General features: G+C 60.5%; 13 protein-coding genes and 1 pseudogene. 8 read left to right on the forward strand and 6 right to left on the reverse strand.

Features of this window, described 5'->3' with window-relative positions:
* The first annotated feature begins 50 nt into the window (after nt 1–50).
* Both ACR52_RS30130 and ACR52_RS04565 read left to right on the forward strand, forming a co-directional pair.
* Nucleotides 51–323: a hypothetical protein gene (locus ACR52_RS30130; RefSeq protein WP_152687582.1), complete on the forward strand. Its 273-nt coding sequence runs from the start codon at nt 51–53 to the stop codon at nt 321–323.
* Between the two features lie 140 nt (nt 324–463).
* The gene (locus ACR52_RS04565) at nt 464–2395 is read left to right on the forward strand and encodes a hypothetical protein (protein WP_152687583.1); all 1932 of its coding nucleotides are present in this window, start codon (nt 464–466) and stop codon (nt 2393–2395) included.
* Between the two features lie 57 nt (nt 2396–2452).
* Here the strand turns inward: ACR52_RS04565 and ACR52_RS30135 are convergent.
* Nucleotides 2453–2536 (reverse strand): annotated as a pseudogene (locus tag ACR52_RS30135) (thiol:disulfide interchange protein DsbG); the annotation flags it as partial.
* A gap of 41 nt (nt 2537–2577) precedes the next feature.
* Between ACR52_RS30135 and ACR52_RS04570 the strand changes: the two are divergent.
* Nucleotides 2578–4920: a hypothetical protein gene (locus tag ACR52_RS04570; RefSeq protein WP_048720976.1), complete on the forward strand. Its 2343-nt coding sequence runs from the start codon at nt 2578–2580 to the stop codon at nt 4918–4920.
* Between the two features lie 104 nt (nt 4921–5024).
* Here ACR52_RS04570 and dsbG read toward each other — a convergent pair whose 3' ends face one another.
* From dsbG to dsbD, 3 genes are read right to left on the reverse strand one after another with little or no spacing between them, the layout of a single operon-like run.
* Nucleotides 5025–5792 (reverse strand): thiol:disulfide interchange protein DsbG, encoded by a 768-nt coding sequence (gene dsbG, locus ACR52_RS04575; protein ID WP_048720978.1) that lies wholly within the window; start codon nt 5790–5792, stop codon nt 5025–5027.
* Nucleotides 5768–6628 carry a TlpA disulfide reductase family protein gene (locus tag ACR52_RS04580; protein ID WP_048720980.1) on the reverse strand — a complete coding sequence of 287 codons (861 nt, stop codon included), beginning with the start codon at nt 6626–6628 and terminating at the stop codon, nt 5768–5770. Before ACR52_RS04580 ends, dsbG begins: the two co-directional genes overlap by 25 nt.
* A complete protein-coding gene (gene dsbD / locus ACR52_RS04585; protein ID WP_048720981.1) occupies nt 6628–8355 on the reverse strand; it encodes a protein-disulfide reductase DsbD in 1728 nt (575 codons plus the stop codon). Before dsbD ends, ACR52_RS04580 begins: the two co-directional genes overlap by 1 nt.
* A gap of 177 nt (nt 8356–8532) precedes the next feature.
* Here dsbD and ACR52_RS04590 point away from each other — a divergent pair, with 177 nt between their 5' ends.
* The 5 genes from ACR52_RS04590 (at nt 8533) to ACR52_RS04610 (ending at nt 13369) form a co-directional block, all read left to right on the forward strand.
* Complete coding sequence (locus ACR52_RS04590) at nt 8533–9213, forward strand: response regulator (protein ID WP_048720983.1); 681 nt, start codon at nt 8533–8535, stop codon at nt 9211–9213.
* A complete protein-coding gene (locus tag ACR52_RS04595; RefSeq protein WP_048720985.1) occupies nt 9210–10532 on the forward strand; it encodes an ATP-binding protein in 1323 nt (440 codons plus the stop codon). The genes ACR52_RS04590 and ACR52_RS04595 overlap by 4 nt, the downstream gene beginning before the upstream one ends.
* Before the next feature lie 124 nt (nt 10533–10656).
* Complete coding sequence (locus tag ACR52_RS04600) at nt 10657–11424, forward strand: N-acetylmuramoyl-L-alanine amidase (RefSeq protein ID WP_048720988.1); 768 nt, start codon at nt 10657–10659, stop codon at nt 11422–11424.
* A 228-nt stretch (nt 11425–11652) separates the two neighbouring features.
* Nucleotides 11653–13065, forward strand: a complete 1413-nt coding sequence (locus tag ACR52_RS04605; RefSeq protein ID WP_048720989.1) for an aspartate aminotransferase family protein — start codon at nt 11653–11655, stop codon at nt 13063–13065.
* 82 nt (nt 13066–13147) lie between these two features.
* Nucleotides 13148–13369 (forward strand): MbtH family protein, encoded by a 222-nt coding sequence (locus tag ACR52_RS04610; RefSeq protein WP_048720991.1) that lies wholly within the window; start codon nt 13148–13150, stop codon nt 13367–13369.
* Between the two features lie 192 nt (nt 13370–13561).
* On the opposite strand, the gene ACR52_RS04615 is transcribed toward ACR52_RS04610, so the two are convergent.
* Together ACR52_RS04615 and ACR52_RS30890 are read right to left on the reverse strand one after the other, a co-directional pair.
* Entirely contained in the window at nt 13562–15730 is a 2169-nt protein-coding gene (locus tag ACR52_RS04615; protein WP_048720993.1) for a mechanosensitive ion channel family protein, read from the reverse strand.
* 72 nt (nt 15731–15802) lie between these two features.
* Nucleotides 15803–15979, reverse strand: a complete 177-nt coding sequence (locus ACR52_RS30890; RefSeq protein ID WP_173439185.1) for a hypothetical protein — start codon at nt 15977–15979, stop codon at nt 15803–15805.
* Nucleotides 15980–16105: the final 126 nt, after the last annotated feature.

The following is a 16105-nucleotide window of genomic DNA, read 5'->3' on the forward strand; positions in this document are numbered from 1 at the left end:
CTGGTGTTGGGGGCAAGGTCTGTTCGTGACGCCATAGAGGACACCCAGTCATGCCAAAGTCTCGTTCAACGCCCACGGCGCCCACTAAAAATGATTTGGACCCGGTATGGATCCCCAATATCGCCAAGCCAATTCCGGGGGATACCGGTGTCGACGGAGGAGTGGGCATCCATTATGTAAACAACAGCCTGGATGTGTTTGTAAAAGTGCCGGGTAATACACCAGCCATGACTCTCTTTCAGTTGTTCTGGGGGAGCACCTCAGTACCTGTAGCCCATGCGTTTATGGGGGGGACGACCTGGGCCTTGAATACATCACCTTGACGGTGAAGCCCCACAATATTCGTCCGCAATGGGCCGACCCAGTGTATTGCCTGGTGACACGCCCCAGCCAAAACGTCGCCAGGACCCGCCCCCTTCGGCTGAGGGTCAAGCAGACTCAACCGGGGGGCCGCGACCCGAATATGGACATCGATGGCCATCAAGGGCTGAATTTTTCGCTCCCGGAGGACGTGGTGCTGGACGGGGTGCATTCGGGAAACGTAGGGCCCGGTAAAGGCGTTGATGTATTGATTCACCCTTACTTGCATATGAGCCTGTTCGACACCATTCGCCTCTTTTGGGGAAGCGAATTGATTGAATACCGTGTGGAAAAGCAAAGTGAGGTGGGTGAGAGCGTCGTTGTCACGGTCGATTACCTGACGATTCTCAAAGCCGGTGACGATGACATGCTGAAGGTGGCGTTTCAGGTGCGGGATGCGGTGGGCAACTTTCCGGATTTTTATGCACCGCTATCAGAGGTCGAGTTGGTGAGGGTGTCTCTTGATCTCGCGCCGCACTCTGTGCCTTGGCTGGGTGAAGAGAGCGATCCGGACGACGAAATCTATTTGGCAATGCTGGAAGGACGAGACCAGCGAGTCTCGATGTTTGTCTCCAGCAACGACTTTGTCCTGCATGATGGGGTGTTGCTGGTCTTTAACGGTGTCGACGCAGATGGCATGGCTGTGACGTATACCGATTTGTGGTCGGTGGACAGACTCGGCCGGTCCCACACGTTCTTTGTTCCCTATGCCACGGTCGAGGCCGTTGCGATGGGCAGGGCCACAATTTTCTATGAACATCAGCCCAGGGACGGTGGCGTGCGTCAGTCCAAACGGCTTCAAGTCAGGATAATTGGTGACCCCGTTCCATGGCCGGTGCCTGAGGTGGTTGAGGCCCCTGCAGGGTATCTGGACCCCGATGTCCTTAACGCGACAGTAATCTTCAGTGCAGCGCCCGGCTGGCAACCGCACCAGGATTTGAGTGTGGTTTGGGTGACCACCCATACCGATAACCCTGTGCACTATCGATCGACCCGCAAGGTAGGGAATATTCCACCTGACCGCGAGATGCTCTTTACCGTACCGGGGAGAGAGGTCAAGCGCTTCAAAGGGCACTCGATCGAGGTGTATTACGAATTGGCAGAGCCGGGAGTGATTCCTGCGCCGCGCGAGTCCAAACGCTTGCCTTTGTTGGTGGGTGCATATGTGGGGGATATGCCGGCGGCGATTATCGATAAGGCGGAAGGGGGATGGTTGAATCCCGAGGACGTGCCGACGGGAACCCTGACGACCCTTCCCTTTGCCGAAACTGAGGAAGGCGATCAACTCATTCTGTATTGGGCGGCTTCTGATGATGGGGTCAGTCACCTGTTTCCCGTCACGATTGGCGCCGCCGGTGAGACGGTCGGCATCCATGTGGCGAACGCCTATATTGCGCCTAACTTTGGCAAATCGGTGACGGTCTACTACACCCTGAAACGGGACGGAGAGCCTCTGCGCTTCTCGAAGGTGCTGACGCTTTTTATCGGAGTTTTGCCGCTGGTGATCGACCCTCTGGAAATGGTTCTCGACGGTTTGGCTGTAAAAATGCCCGATTGGCCGACTACTGGTGTGGACGCCCCCGGTAATACCGGGTTTCGCGAACCCACCGGGGGGACACCGCCTTACACCTACTCTTCCAGCAACCCCGCCGCCATAGATGTCGTCGATGGGAAGGTTACGGGGCATACAAATGGTATTGCTACTATCCGTGTAACAGACGCTAAAGGGGCGTCGGTATTTTACAACGTGGCGGTGAAGAACGTTTATAGGCTGGTTATCAACGAAACGAAGATGAGGGGGGACGATGCCATTACATGGATGCAGTCGATAAATGGGGCAACTCTCTTTTTGCACGGGGGCGCTGTACTCAACAAGGTATATAAACTGCCACTCAGAACAGAGGCGAATTGGGGGTGCGCAGATAAATACGGGGAGTATTACGTATTCATTCACGTTTACCGACCAGATATCGAATGGTGGTACGGGATAGGGCCCCATAATTTATTGGGTGCATGGTGCATGGTTCCAACCTGAGTCTGGTCAGCGGCGAGCGTATCCGTAGGCTGCCTGCCTATGGATATTTAGGTCGACTTACTTCGTCCCCAGTAACTTCATCAACTTCTCCGGCGACGGCGCGCCTTGCTGTTGCTGTAACCCGCCCTTGTCATCCTGAAACTGGGCCTGTTCGTGACGTCATTTATAAAGGACACCAAGTCATGCCAAAGTCTCATTCAACGCTCACAGCGACCACTAAAAACGATTTGGACCCGGTATGGATCCCCAGTATCGCCAGGTCAATTCCGGGGGATACCGGTGTAGACGGGGGAGTGGGCCTCTGGTGGAAAAATCACGACCTGGACGTGTTGGTTAAGCTGCCGGCGGGTACGGCTCCGATGACCTTCCTGCAGTTGTTCTGGGACAGTGACTCGGTGCCGGTGGCCCATGCGTTCATCGGGGAGCACAACCAGCACCTTGATTACATCACGCTGACTGTGAGCCCCCGATGGATCCTGCCTAGTTGGGCAGATTCGGTGTATTGCCGGGTGACACGTCCCAGCGGCAATGTTGAGCGTACCCGGCCTGTGCGGCTGCGGGTCAAACATACCCAGCCGGGCGGCCGTGACCCAAATATTGACCTTGACGGCCATCAAGGGCTCAACTTCGATTTGCCCAATGATGTGAAAATCAACGGTGTGCATCCCGGTAACGTTGGTCCGGGCAAAGGCGTGGATATCGTGATTCACCCTTACGAGCACATGAGCCTGTACGACACTATTCTGCTCGCCTGGGGTAGCCAACTCATTGAGTACCGATTGGACAAGCCAATCGAAGTCGGCAATAGCGTCATCATCACCGTCGACTACCAGACGATTGTCAAAGCCGGTGACGATGAAATGCTCAGGGTGGCGTTCCAGGTGAAAGATGCGGTGGGTAACTTCCCTGACTATTTTGCGCTGTGGTCAGCGGTTGAGTTTGTGAATGTGTCGCTGGGTTTTAAGCTACATGACAGGCCTTGGCTTGGACAGGACGGCGACCCCGAAGACGAGATACATCTGGCAATCCTGCAAGATGATGACCAGTCGGTATGGATGTATCCCTCGACCAAGGCCTTTGAGCTTGGCGATTCAGTGTTGATGGTCTTTGACGGGTGGGACGCCGACGGCATGGGCGTGCCTCATACCGAGCTGTGGCTGGTGGACCAACTGGGCAGGTCCCGGGAATTTTTTGTGCCCAATGCAATTGTGAAGGCCGTTGCCTCGGGCACAGCCACGATTTTTTATGAGCATGAGTCCCGATTGGGAGGGGGCAAACGCCAGTCCCTGCGGCGTCAGGTGAAGGTCATTGGTGATCGCCCGGCATGGCCCGCACCACAGGTGGATGAAGCGCCGGCGGGGTACCTGGACCCTGATGTAAACCAAGCGACCGTGCGTTTTACAGCCGCGCCGGGCTGGCAGCCCGATTACGACCTCAGTGTGGTGATGGCAACTACCCATACCGATAACCCTGTGCACTATCGAGCGACCCGAAAGGTAGGGGTTATTCCACCTGACCGTGAGATGATTTTTGTCATCCCGGGCGCTGAGGTCAGGCGCTTCAAGGGGCATGCCGTCGTTGCGTACTACGAGCTGGGCGTGCCGGATGTGACGCCGCCGCGCGCATCCGAACACTTGCCCTTGCTGGTCGGTGAGTTCGTGGGGGATATGCCGCAAGCCATTGTCGACAAGGCCGAGGGCGGCTGGTTGAACCCTGACGATGTGCCGATGGGGACGCTGGTGACGCTTCCTTTTGTGGAAGCAAAGGCAGGTGACGAAATCGTTTTGTACTGGGCGGCTTCGGACGAGGGGGTGAGCGAGCAATTCCCTTTCCCTGTGACTGCTGACGGCCAGACGATTCAGATTCCGGTGCCGGCCGCTTACATTGCGCCGAACCTGGGCAAGTCGGTGACCGTCTATTACACCTTGAAAAGTGGAGCGCAGCCGCTGCGATTTTCCAGGATATTGACGCTTTATATCGGGATTTTACCGTTGTCGATCGATCCCCGGCTTATGGAGCTGAATGGACTGGCCTTCAAAATAAACTGGCCGACAACGGGTGTGGATGCACCCGGTAATACCGGAGTACGCAGCGCCATTGGTGGGGTTCCTCCTTATACGTATAAATCCAGTGCCGAGACGATTGCCTTGGCCGAAGAAAACGGCAAGGTGACGGGAAATGCCAATGGCTTATCCCGGATAACCGTCACTGATGCCGAGGGGACTTCAGTTGAATATCTCGTGGAAGTTTCTAATGTTTATAAGGTGGTGATTAATGAAACGCCTATGACCAGTAACGAGTCGATTGCGTGGATGGAGTCTATTGGGGGGATTCCTAGTTATACGTATTCCTTCACGCGTCTTGCTCAACAGGTTTACGATGTACCGGCACGTTCTGTCTTTTATTGGGCATGCTTCAATACAGGGCGATTTGGGATTTTTATTTTTCGCGGTGCAGCATTAAGTTTCGGCGGCACAACCGGAGCAGGACAGAGTATGGGTGCGTGGTGCCTCGTCTTGACTTGATCGGCACCTGTTAACGTAAAGTTGTGTCTGCGGACGGCCCGCTTGGGAAATCTTAAGTGAACTCTTATATATAGAGGTCACTTAAGGTTACTCGGTCCAAAGACTTATTTTGCCCCAAGAATCTTAACCAACTTGTCCGGCGACGGCGCGCCTTGCTGTTGCTGCAACCCACCCTTGTCATCCAGATAAAAAATCGCTGGCGTGGCCGACAACTCCAACTCATCCATCAACTTCATATTGGCATCGAGCTTGGCCTCGATCTCGGCCGGGATTTTGTCCAGTGCCCGCAACTTGCTGCCTTTGCCGGCGGCTTCGTGGTCTTCCAGGGCTTTTTGCGGGTCTTTGCTGGCGAGCAGCGCGGCGGACTTGCCGGGGCTGTCTTCGCGGATGATGCCGACCATGATGTGGCGCAACTGCACCTTGCCGGCTTTCACCCATGGGCGTGCCTGTTCCCAGAACATGTTGCAGTACGGGCAGTTGGGGTCGCTGAACAGGTACACGGTACGCGGCGCGTTGGTGTCGCCGTCCTGGATCCAGTTGCTCTTTTCCATCTTGGCCCAGACTTCCTTGGCCATCGGCGCGTACACCAGTTTTTCCAGCGGCGCGGTGCTCAGGTCATTGCCCTGGGCGTCGTACAGGTTACCGGCGATCACGCTTTTGCCGTCAGCGGTCAGGTACAGGGCCATGCCGCGGTTCTGGTATTGCGCTGCGTAACCGGTGAGGCCGCTGGGCGCGTCGAATTTGCCGAGGATCTTGGCGCCCTTGGCTTCGATCTGTTTGATCGGGGCCGGCCAGTCTTCGGCCTGGGCCAGGGTGGCTGTCGCGCTGAGTGACAACAGGGTCAGGGTCAGCAGGTGGCGGAGGCGAGGCATGTCGGTTTCCTTGCAGGGGCCGTCGTGGCGGGGGCGGTGTCGAAGGGTTCCATGGCACGGGCCAGGCTGGCCTGGGACAGTTCACCGAGGTGGCTGTTGATCAGGCGTCCATCGGCTTGATAGAACAATGTGGTCGGCAGGGCCATGGAGCCCACGGCCTGGCCGAGGCGGCCGCTGGCGTCGAACAGTACGTTGTCCAGGGTCAGGCCTTGGGTGGCCAGGTAAGTGCTGACGCTTTGCATGCTTTCGGCCTGGTTGACGAACAGGAAGGTCACGTCCGGGCGCTGGTGTTGCGCGCGTTCCAGCACCGGCATTTCCCGGCGGCACGGCGGGCACCAGGTGGCCCACAGGTTGATCACCAGCGGGCCGCCCTTGTAATCAGCCAGTTGGACCACTTCGCCATTGGCGTTGCGCAAGGTGATGTCCGGCAGTTGCGAACCCTTGTCGTAGAGGTTCAGGGACAAGGTGGTCAGGCCCCAGAACACCAGGCCGGTGATCACCCCGGCGCTCAGCGGTTTGCGCAGGGCCGGGCGACGCCAGCCGTAGGCCAGTGCGCCGAGGACCAGCGCAATCACGCCGGGCCAGGCGAGAAAGCCGCCGTCGCGCAGGTCGACCATCTGCAGCGGGTCGTTGCTGTAGTCACTCCAGTACATCAGCACAAAGCTGACGCGCGCGGCCAGCATGCCCAGCAGGAACAGGCTGAACAGCACCGATTCCGGGTTCTCACCGCCACGCTTGGCCACGCGCCAGCCCACCAGGGTGGCGAGAATCAGCGCGCTGATCAGCAGGATGTGATTCAGGGCGATGGCGAAGGTGCCGATGGTCAGGGTCAGCATCAGAGGGCGTCCCGGGCTTGGGTCCAGCGTTGCAGGAAGGCGGTGGCATCCACTTCGCCGGTGATGCGCTGGGCGCGGCGTTCTTCACCGTCAGGGCCGATCCACACGAAGCTCGGTGGCCCCGGCACCTTGTAGCGGCCGAGCAGTTCGCGGCTGGCGGCGTTGTCGGCGGTGACATCCAGGCGCAGCAGGCGCACGTCTTTCAGGGCGTCGAGTACCTCGGGTTTGCCGAATACCTGTTTTTCCATGATTTTGCACGACACACACCAGTCGGCGTAGTAATCCACCAGCACCCACTGGCCCTGGGCCTTGGCGCTGTCGAGCTGGCTTTGCAGCACGGCGGGGTCGTTGATGGTCATGAAGGCATCGTGGGCCGTCGGCGCACCGGCGACCCGCGAGCCGCTGTAGACCTTCAGCGGTTGCCACAGGTCATCGCTGCCACCCGCCGCGCCCACCACCAGCACCGCGCCCCACAGGCCCAGTACCAGGGAACCAGCGCCCACTACCTTGGCGGTCAGGCCGTACTCACGGGCGAGTGCCCAGCCGCAGTAAGCCATCACCAGCGCCAGGGCGCCCCACAGGCCGATCCACAGGCTTTCACCCACTACCGGGCGAATCATCAGCACGGCAGTACCGAGGAACAGGAAGCCGAAGACGCCCTTGAGCACGTTCATCCAGGTGCCCGGCTTGGGCAGGAAACGGTTGCCCACGGTAACCAGCAGCAACAGCGGGATGCCGATACCGATGCCCATCGCAAACAGGATCAGCCCGCCGTGCAGCGCGTTGCCGCTCTGGGCGATATACAGCAGGGCGCCGGCCAGGGGCGCCGTCATGCACGGCCCTACCAACAGCCCCGACAGCGCACCGAGAACCCCGGCGCCCACCAGGCTGCCACCGCTTTGCTGGCGGCTGGCGTTGTCCAGGCGGTCGCGCAGGAAAGCAGGGAGTTGCAGTTCAAAGAAGCCGAACATCGGCAGGGCGAGGATCACAAACAGCGCGGCGAAACTGCCCAGGATCCACGGGGTTTGCAGCAGCGCGGCGAGATTGGCGCCGAGCAAGGCGGCGAGCACGCCGAGTGCGGCATACACCAGCGCCATGCACACGACATAGCTGGCGGCCAAGGCAAAACCGCGACGCGGGCTGGCGCCACTGCCGCCCACCAGGCCGGCGAGAATCGGCAACATCGGCAACGAACACGGGGCAAAGGCCAGCAACAGGCCGAGGCCAAAGAACACCAGCAGGCTCCAACCCAGGCTGCGTTGTTGCAGGCCGCTGGCCAGGCTTTGGTCCTGGGCTTGCGCGGTGGCGGCGACGGCGGGGTTGCCGCCCAGGTCCACGGTAATCGATTGCGGCGGATAGCACAGGCCTGCATCGGCACAGCCCTGCCAGCCCAGCTTGATTTGGCCGGTGGCTCCGGCGGGGATCTTCACTTCCAGGCCCTGGCGATACACTTGCTGCTCGCCGAAGAACTCGTCGCTGTGGGCTTCACCTTGCGGCAGCACCGGCTTTTCAGCGAGGCCATCGAACTTCATGCGCTGCTGATACAGGTAATAACCGTCGGCAATTTGCCAATACAGCTGGGTCTCGCCACTTTCAAGACGTTCGGAGGTAAAGGTGAAGGCTTTGCTCACCGGAAGGAAGTCGGGTTTGGTCTCGAAAGGATTACCCGGCGCGGCCTGGGTGAATCCAGCGAACAACACCAGCAGAAAGGTAAACAGATGCCGCATGGTCAAGCCTTAGTTCGATGCAAGTGAGGCACACAATGTGTGGCGTTGATTAACCGATGATTAACCGGGCGCTATTCTAGAGTGTAGGGATTATCGGGTGTTGCGAACTTTGGCTGCATAATGCGCGCTTAATCCGCCGCTTTTCTAATCACCCCCATCTTTTATGAAGGGTTCAGCATGCACGTACTGGTCTGTGAAGACGACGAACTGATCGCCAGCGGCATCGTGGCCGGCCTCGGCGCCCAGGGCTTTACGGTCGAGCGCGTGGCCACGGCTGCGGCCGCACGGGCGATGCTCAAGGCGGCCGAGTTCGAGATCATGGTGCTCGACCTCGGCCTGCCCGACGAAGACGGCCTCAAGCTGCTGCAACAACTGCGCAGCCAGGGCCTGGAAATTCCGGTGCTGATCCTCACTGCGCGGGACTCGGTGACCAACCGCGTCGACGGCCTGCAAGCCGGTGCCGACGACTACCTGCTCAAACCCTTCGACCTGCGCGAATTGGCTGCCCGCCTGCAAACCCTGCTGCGCCGGGTGGCTGGGCGCAGCGTCAACCTGATCGAACATGGCCGGCTGACCTACAACCCCAGCAGCCGCGAAACCCTGCTGGGCGGCCAGTCGGTAGACCTGTCGCGCCGTGAACAGGCGCTGTTGCAAGCCCTGCTGCACAACAAGGGCCGGGTGCTCTCGAGCGAACAGCTCAAGGACAGCGTCTACGGTTTCAACGACGAGCTGGAAAGCAACGCCCTCAACGTGCATATCCACCACCTGCGGCGCAAATTGGGCAATGGTATCGTCGAGACCGTGCGCGGCCTCGGTTATCGGCTGGGCCCTGCGGATGGTGGAGAGGACGCTACTTGAAAAGCCTGCGCTTGCGCCTGACGTTCAAACTTGGCGCCGCTTTTGTGCTGATCTGGGCCCTGGCGGCGGCCTGGATGCTCAACGACTTGCGCAACCAAATGATGTTCTCCCTCGACCAGCGCCTGGTGGCATCGGCACGCATGGTGGCGGGGTTGATGGAACAGATGCCGGGCCTGGTAAGCACCGCCGAAGGCAAGCATTTCAGTGCCGAGCAACTCAATGTGCCGGGCGGCATGGCCTGCCAGGTCAGTTCCTTGCGCGGGGAAGTGTTGGCGCGCAGCCACACCACCCCGGAACAGGGCCTGGAGTCGCACCGCAGCGGTTTTCGCGACCAGACCATCGACGGCGCCGCCTGGCGCAGCTTTACCCTGGCCCGTGGCGACCTGTTTATCACCACCGCCGACCGCCAGGTGGAACGTGAAGCGCTGAACCTGTCGATCCTGCTGGCCGCTTCGGTGCCGGTGGGCGTGGCCCTGTTGGGCTGCCTGTGCCTGCTGTGGCTGGGCATCGGGCAGAGCCTGCTGCCGCTCAACCGCATGCGCGACGCGCTGATGCGGCGCAGCGCCGACTCCCTCGAACCGTTGCAGATCCACCCGCTGCCCAGCGAACTCAAACCGCTGCTCGACACCCAGAACCAACTGCTGCAGCGCATCGCCAAGACCATCGAGCGCGAACGCCGCCTCACCGGCGACGCCGCCCACGAATTGCGCAGCCCACTGACGGCGATCAAGACCCACCTGCAAGTGGCGCGCATGACCGACGGCGCGGCCCGCGACCAGTCGCTGGCCCATGCCGAGGAGGGCGCCGACCGCCTGCATCGCACCCTGGAGCAATTGCTGTTGCTGGCGCGGGTCGAGGGCAGCCTGTCGTTCGATGACGGCTTGCAGTCCAGCGCCGAGCAGGTCGCACGGCTGGCGATCCAGGATGCCCACGCCGGCGACAATCAGCGCATCGATCTGATCCTGCCGGAGAACCTCTCAAGCGCCCCGGTAGAAATGCCGGTGGGCCTTGCGGTCGCGGCCTTGCGCAACCTGCTGGACAACGCTTTGCGCCACACCCCGGCCGATACCCGGGTGGAGCTCAACGTGCTCACCACTGCCGACACGGTGGTGTTCCGCGTGCGTGACCATGGCACGCAAATCTCCAGCGAAGACCTGCAATACCTGACTCAACGCTTCTGGCGTAATGGCAGCAGCGAGGGCTGTGGCCTGGGCCTGGCGATCGTGCAGGCGATTGTGCAGCGCTGTTCCTGCTCATTGAAATTCGACAGCCAGCCGGATGGCCTGCGGGTCGACCTGGGCATGCCGCTGCGGCGCTGATCACTTTTCTTTCAAGTGCCAAATAGTTACCGCCTTCCTGAGGTTCAAGCCTTCAGGATGGCAGTAATTTTTTTGCGCTTGAACGGGCCGAAAGACTCGGCCTGTATTGAAAAGGACGGTTCATATGTTGGTCATCGATACCAGTTTCCCTGCCAGGGACTTCAACGAACGTAACGGTGAAGCGGTGCGGCAGGTGATCCTGCATTACACCGCGGCGCCCTTCGCTTCATCCCTGCGGACCCTGACCCAAAACGGCGTCAGCGCTCATTACCTGCTGCCTGATCCGGATGACCCCGGTTATCGCGCCACAGGGTATGAAGAATTGCGCGTGTTTCGCCTGGTGGCCGAGGACCAGCGCGCGTGGCATGCCGGCGCGAGTCACTGGGGCGGGCGGGATAACCTCAATAGCCGGTCAATAGGCGTCGAGATCGTCAACCTGGCGCGGGACGAAGGGGGCGTGTTTACCTTTCCTGCGTACGTTCAGGAACAGGTTGATGTGTTGATTGCGCTGGTTCGGGACATTCTTGAGCGGTACCCGCAGATCGGGCCTGCCGATATTCTTGGGCATTCGGACGTGGCCTATTGGCGCAAGAGTGATCCGGGGCCCCGGTTGCCGTGGCGGGTTTTGTTCGAGGCGGGAGTGGGCGCTTGGTTTGATGAGTCGACGCGGGCGATGTATCAGCGGCGGTTTTGTGTCGGGTTGCCGCCGGAGGTAGAGGTGGAGCGGGCGTTTCAGCGTTACGGGTATAAGCCGGCGCAGAATCGCCAGGCGTTTGTGCAGCGGACCCGGGCGTTTCAGATGCACTTTCGGGCGCGGGATTATTGTGGGGTTCTGGATGCTGAGACGTGTGCGGTTTTGTATGCGTTGAATGAAAAGTATCGGGGGATTTGAGGGTTTTTGGATTGAGTACATATCCGTTGGGGCGGTAACGGCTGATGCTGATCGTTCCCATGCGTGGGAACGATCATAGGTACATCCATCAGATTTTAAGACCCAAGCCTAAATCCCCCCTCAGCTGATGCGTTTCCAGAACAGGATATCCGTGCGCCTACCCTTGGGACCAGACGCCAACGGATCGGCAGTTTGGTCACCATCATCAGCGTATTGAGGGATCGAGAGATGTCAGTCGCTACCAGCCGTATCGAAGACACCCACGTGCACATCAGCCCGGCACCTGCGGAAACGCTCTACCAGTTCGACGAAACCCCACTGCTTGCCCGCCAGCGTCAGCAGGAGTCCAACGCCCGCAGCTACCCACGGCGTATCCCCCTGGCACTCAAGCGCGCCAAGGGTATTTACGTGGAAGACGTGGAAGGCCGCAGCTTCATCGACTGCCTGGCCGGTGCCGGCACGCTGGCGCTGGGGCATAACCACCCGGTGGTGATTGCGGCCATCCAGCAGGTCCTGGCCGACGAACTGCCCCTGCATACCCTGGACCTGACCACGCCGGTCAAGGACCAGTTCGTGCAAGACCTGTTCGGCCTGTTGCCCAAAGAACTCGCGCGCGAAGCGAAGATCCAGTTTTGCGGCCCCACCGGTACCGATGCCGTGGAAGCCGCGTTGAAGCTGGTGCGCACCGCCACCGGGCGCAGTACGGTGTTGTCGTTCCAGGGCGGTTATCACGGCATGAGCCAGGGCGCGTTGAGCCTGATGGGCAGCCTGGGGCCGAAGAAGCCTTTGGGCGCGCTGCTGAGCAATGGCGTGCAATTTCTGCCGTATCCCTACGACTATCGCTGCCCATTCGGCCTCGGCGGTGCGGAGGGTGTGCGCGTCAATTTGCATTACCTGGAAAACCTGCTCAACGACCCTGAAGCCGGGGTGTCGCTGCCAGCGGCGGTGATTGTCGAAGTGGTACAGGGCGAGGGCGGCGTAATCCCGGCGGACCTCGACTGGTTGCGCGGCCTGCGGCGGATTACCGAGCGGGCGGGTGTGGCGTTGATCGTCGATGAAATCCAGAGTGGTTTCGGTCGCACCGGCAAGATGTTTGCTTTTGAGCACGCGGGGATCATCCCGGATGTGGTGGTCATGTCCAAAGCCATCGGCGGTAGCCTGCCCCTGGCGGTGGTGGTGTATCGCGACTGGCTCGACACCTGGCTGCCGGGCGCCCATGCCGGGACTTTCCGGGGCAATCAAATGGCGATGGCGACAGGTTCGGCGGTGATGCGCTACCTCACGGAGCACGACCTGGCCGGCCATGCGACAGCCATGGGCGAGCGCCTCGGCGAACACCTGCGCATCCTGCAGCGTGACTATCCGCACTTGGGGGATATTCGCGGTCGTGGGCTGATGCTCGGCGTGGAACTGGTGGACCCGGACGGTGCTCTTGATATCCAGGGCCACCCGCCGGTGCACCGCCAACTGGCACCGCTGGTGCAGCGCGAATGCCTCAAGCGCGGTTTGATCCTGGAACTGGGCGGCCGGCATGGCAGTGTGGTGCGCTTCCTGCCCCCGCTGGTGATCACCGGTGCTGAAGTGGATCGCGTGGCCGAGATTTTCGGGCGCGCCCTGGCTGCAGCGGTCGCCAGCCTCTAATTTTTCAGTGCCTTGGTACGTTTCTACAGATATCAGCGCTGCGCGTGGTGCGCAGCCAGCCTTTGAGCGACGGAGAACAGCAATGACCTCAGTATTTGACCGCGACGACATCCTGTTTCAGGTAGTGGTCAACCATGAAGAACAGTACTCCATCTGGCCCGACTACAAGGCTGTGCCGGAAGGCTGGCGCACCGTGGGCAAGAGCGGCATGAAGAAAGAGTGCCTGGCCTACATCGAAGAAGTCTGGACCGATATGCGCCCATTGAGCCTGCGCCAGAAGATGGACAGTGCCGCCCTGGCCTGACACAACCCCCTGTGGCGAGCGTGCCTGTTGTGGCGAGCGGGCTTGCCCCGCGTTGGGCTGCGAAGCAGCCCCAAAACCTGCCACTGAGCAATTGCTGACACACCGCATTCATCTTCACTGGGGCTGCTTCGCAGCCCAACGCGGGGCAAGCCCGCTCGCTACAATAAGCCCTTCTGCAGCCACAGACAGACCTTAGGCGTTCTTCTCTTTCGCCAACCCGCCCGAAGCCCCCGTCACCACCTGCACACTCAAACGCGGCGTGGCCAGGTCCAGCCCGGCTTCATCCAGTTGACGCTTGAGCGACAGGTTGAACGCCCGCGACACTTCCCATTGCTTGATCGGCGCAGTCTTGAAGCGCGCGCGCAGGATCGCGCTGCCCGACTCAAAACTTTCCACGCCCTGGATCTCCAGCGGTGACCAGATATTGCGGCGCTGCAGCGGGTCGTTGCGCACTTTCTGGCCGACGTCGCGCATCAACTTGATGGCGTCGTCGATTTCCATGTTGTAGGGAATCGCCACCCGGAAGATCGCGTAGCCGAACTCCCGCGAGTAGTTCTTGATGCTCTTGATCTCGCTGAACGGGATGGTGTGCACGATACCGTCGATGTCCCGCAGGCGCACAGTGCGGATGGTCAGGCCTTCGACGGTGCCGAGGTGGCCGCCGACGTCCACGTAGTCATCGATAGCCAGGGAGTCTTCGATGATGATGAACAGGCCGGTGATCAAATCTGCCACCAGTGACTGCGCACCAAAACCGATGGCCAGGCCGATCACACCGGCACCGGCGAGCAGCGGCGTGACGTTCATGCCCATGTTCGCCAGGGCGACGATGGCGGCGATGATAAAGATGGTCACAAACAGTACGTTGCGGATCAACGGCATCATGGTCTGCGCGCGCGCGTTGGCCAGGCCTTTGCGTGAGCGGGTGAGGGCGTGGTGAATCGCGGTGTCGCTGAGAATCCAGATCAGCCAGGCGAACAGCAGCGTACCGCCGAGGCCGAACAGCTTGACGCTGATTTCATGGCCGTCGCCTTCGGTAAAGCGAATCAACGACAGGCCCCAGACACGCAGCCCCAGTTCGATAAACACCAGCCACACCACCAGGTGGGCCAGGGTGTAGACGAAGCTTTTCAGCCGCTCGGAATACAGCGCATGACGCTTGTGCCCGCGTTGCGGCTTGAGCGCGTGGCGGCGTACCAGCCCATTGATCACCATGCAGAGCACCAGCAACACCGTGCACAGCAGTGACTGGCGCAACGCCGTGCTGGTGTCGCCGGCGGACACGAAGGTGGCGAACAGCGAGATGCCGACCAACAGCAGGGCCGGGATGTACCAGAAGGTGCCGATGATTTCGATTGTGTCGCTGAGGGCGCGGCGGGTCAGGCGGCGCGACAGTGGCTGGTTGCGGATGAGGTGCGCGATCGGGCGCCGGAAACGCAGGATAAACACGCCGGTGGACAGTGCGGCCATCACATTGGCGATGGTCGCTGCCGTGTGGGCCAGGTGCTGACCCAGGGCTTCCACCAGCCGTGGATCGCTCAAGGCTTCACCAAAGGCGGCGAAACTGCCAATCCACCACAGCGGGCGGAAGGCCTGGCGGCGCAGAATATACAGCGCGCGGTGGCGATGGGGCCCGTCGAGCACGGAAAAAGCAATCACGCAGATCGCCGAGAAACAGGTGCCGACCACCAGTGCGTAGGCCAGCACCATCGCCAGGGATTTGCCCAGGGACGAGGGCAGCGCATAGCTCAGGTAAACCGTGATCACCAGCGCGATCAGCCATGGCCCGAGTTTGCGCAGGGCGAAGCGCAACATGTCCCAGGTGCGCGGGTGTTGCGGCAGTTCCTCAGGCAGGCCAAAGCGCTCACGCACGCGGTGGCTGAGCCAGATCAGCGCAGCGGCCAACAGGCTCCACACCGCGAGGATCAAGGCAAAACCGAAAATGATTGGCAGCCATTCGCTGGCCGGCAGCATCAACGCGCTGAGTTCGTCCTTGGCCTGGTCGAACTCGTTGGACCAGCGCCCGAGCGGGCTGTCGGCGCCGGAGAACTGCTGCTCAAGGCCTGACAGCGTACTGCCGATCAACCCGAGCACGCCCTGTTCGGCGACCGGTTGGGCCTTTTGCGTGGCCTGGCGCAGTTTTTTCAGGTCGCTCAGCAGTTGGGTGCGCTGCTGGTCGTTTTCCAGGGTCTTGATCACCTCGTCCAGCGACTGCCCCAAAGGGAGTTCGGCCTGGGGTTGGGTCTTGCTGGAACTGCCCAACAGCCCGGGCAAACCAACGGCTTGGGCAGGCGTGAGCGGTAGCAGCGTGAGCAGGGTAATCAGCAGGTAGCAGGGCAGGGCAAACAGACGGGAAAGCACGAGGCGGTCAACCTTGAAAACGACGAGTTGACCGAGTGTACGAGGCCGCTATGCCCAATGCGAGTGCATTTGTCATTCCGCCAGTTTGGCGAGGATCTTGTAAACCACGGTGCCCAGGATCAGCAGCATGCCGACCCACATGCCGAACACACCGACGGGTTTGTCGCGAAAGTTGAAGCCCACAGCCAGCAGGATCATGCCGATGATGATGGGGATAAGCATGGCGTGGAACGAGGACATGGAGATCATGGTGCGACGGCCTTGTCGAAGTGGGAAGACTGACAAGTCTAGGCCGGATTGCGGGAGGTGGAGTTGATATGTGTCAGCTGCGGAATTTTCTGTAGGAGCTGGCTTGTCAGCTCCTACAGAACACCT

The sequence above is a fragment of the Pseudomonas fildesensis genome (assembly GCF_001050345.1).
Taxonomy (GTDB): domain Bacteria; phylum Pseudomonadota; class Gammaproteobacteria; order Pseudomonadales; family Pseudomonadaceae; genus Aquipseudomonas; species Aquipseudomonas fildesensis.

Coding starts and splice junctions, on each gene's coding strand:
- ACR52_RS04565 (WP_152687583.1), top strand. CDS start 464: ATGGACATCGATGGCCATCAAGGGCTGAATTTTTCGCTCCCGGAGGAC.
- ACR52_RS04580 (WP_048720980.1), bottom strand. CDS start 6,628: ATGCTGACCCTGACCATCGGCACCTTCGCCATCGCCCTGAATCACATC.
- ACR52_RS04610 (WP_048720991.1), top strand. CDS start 13,148: ATGACCTCAGTATTTGACCGCGACGACATCCTGTTTCAGGTAGTGGTC.
- dsbD (WP_048720981.1), bottom strand. CDS start 8,355: ATGCGGCATCTGTTTACCTTTCTGCTGGTGTTGTTCGCTGGATTCACC.
- dsbG (WP_048720978.1), bottom strand. CDS start 5,792: ATGCCTCGCCTCCGCCACCTGCTGACCCTGACCCTGTTGTCACTCAGC.
- ACR52_RS04570 (WP_048720976.1), top strand. CDS start 2,578: ATGCCAAAGTCTCATTCAACGCTCACAGCGACCACTAAAAACGATTTG.
- ACR52_RS30890 (WP_173439185.1), bottom strand. CDS start 15,979: ATGATCTCCATGTCCTCGTTCCACGCCATGCTTATCCCCATCATCATC.
- ACR52_RS30130 (WP_152687582.1), top strand. CDS start 51: ATGCCAAAGTCTCGTTCAACGCCCACGGCGCCCACTAAAAATGATTTG.
- ACR52_RS04590 (WP_048720983.1), top strand. CDS start 8,533: ATGCACGTACTGGTCTGTGAAGACGACGAACTGATCGCCAGCGGCATC.
- ACR52_RS04605 (WP_048720989.1), top strand. CDS start 11,653: ATGTCAGTCGCTACCAGCCGTATCGAAGACACCCACGTGCACATCAGC.
- ACR52_RS04600 (WP_048720988.1), top strand. CDS start 10,657: ATGTTGGTCATCGATACCAGTTTCCCTGCCAGGGACTTCAACGAACGT.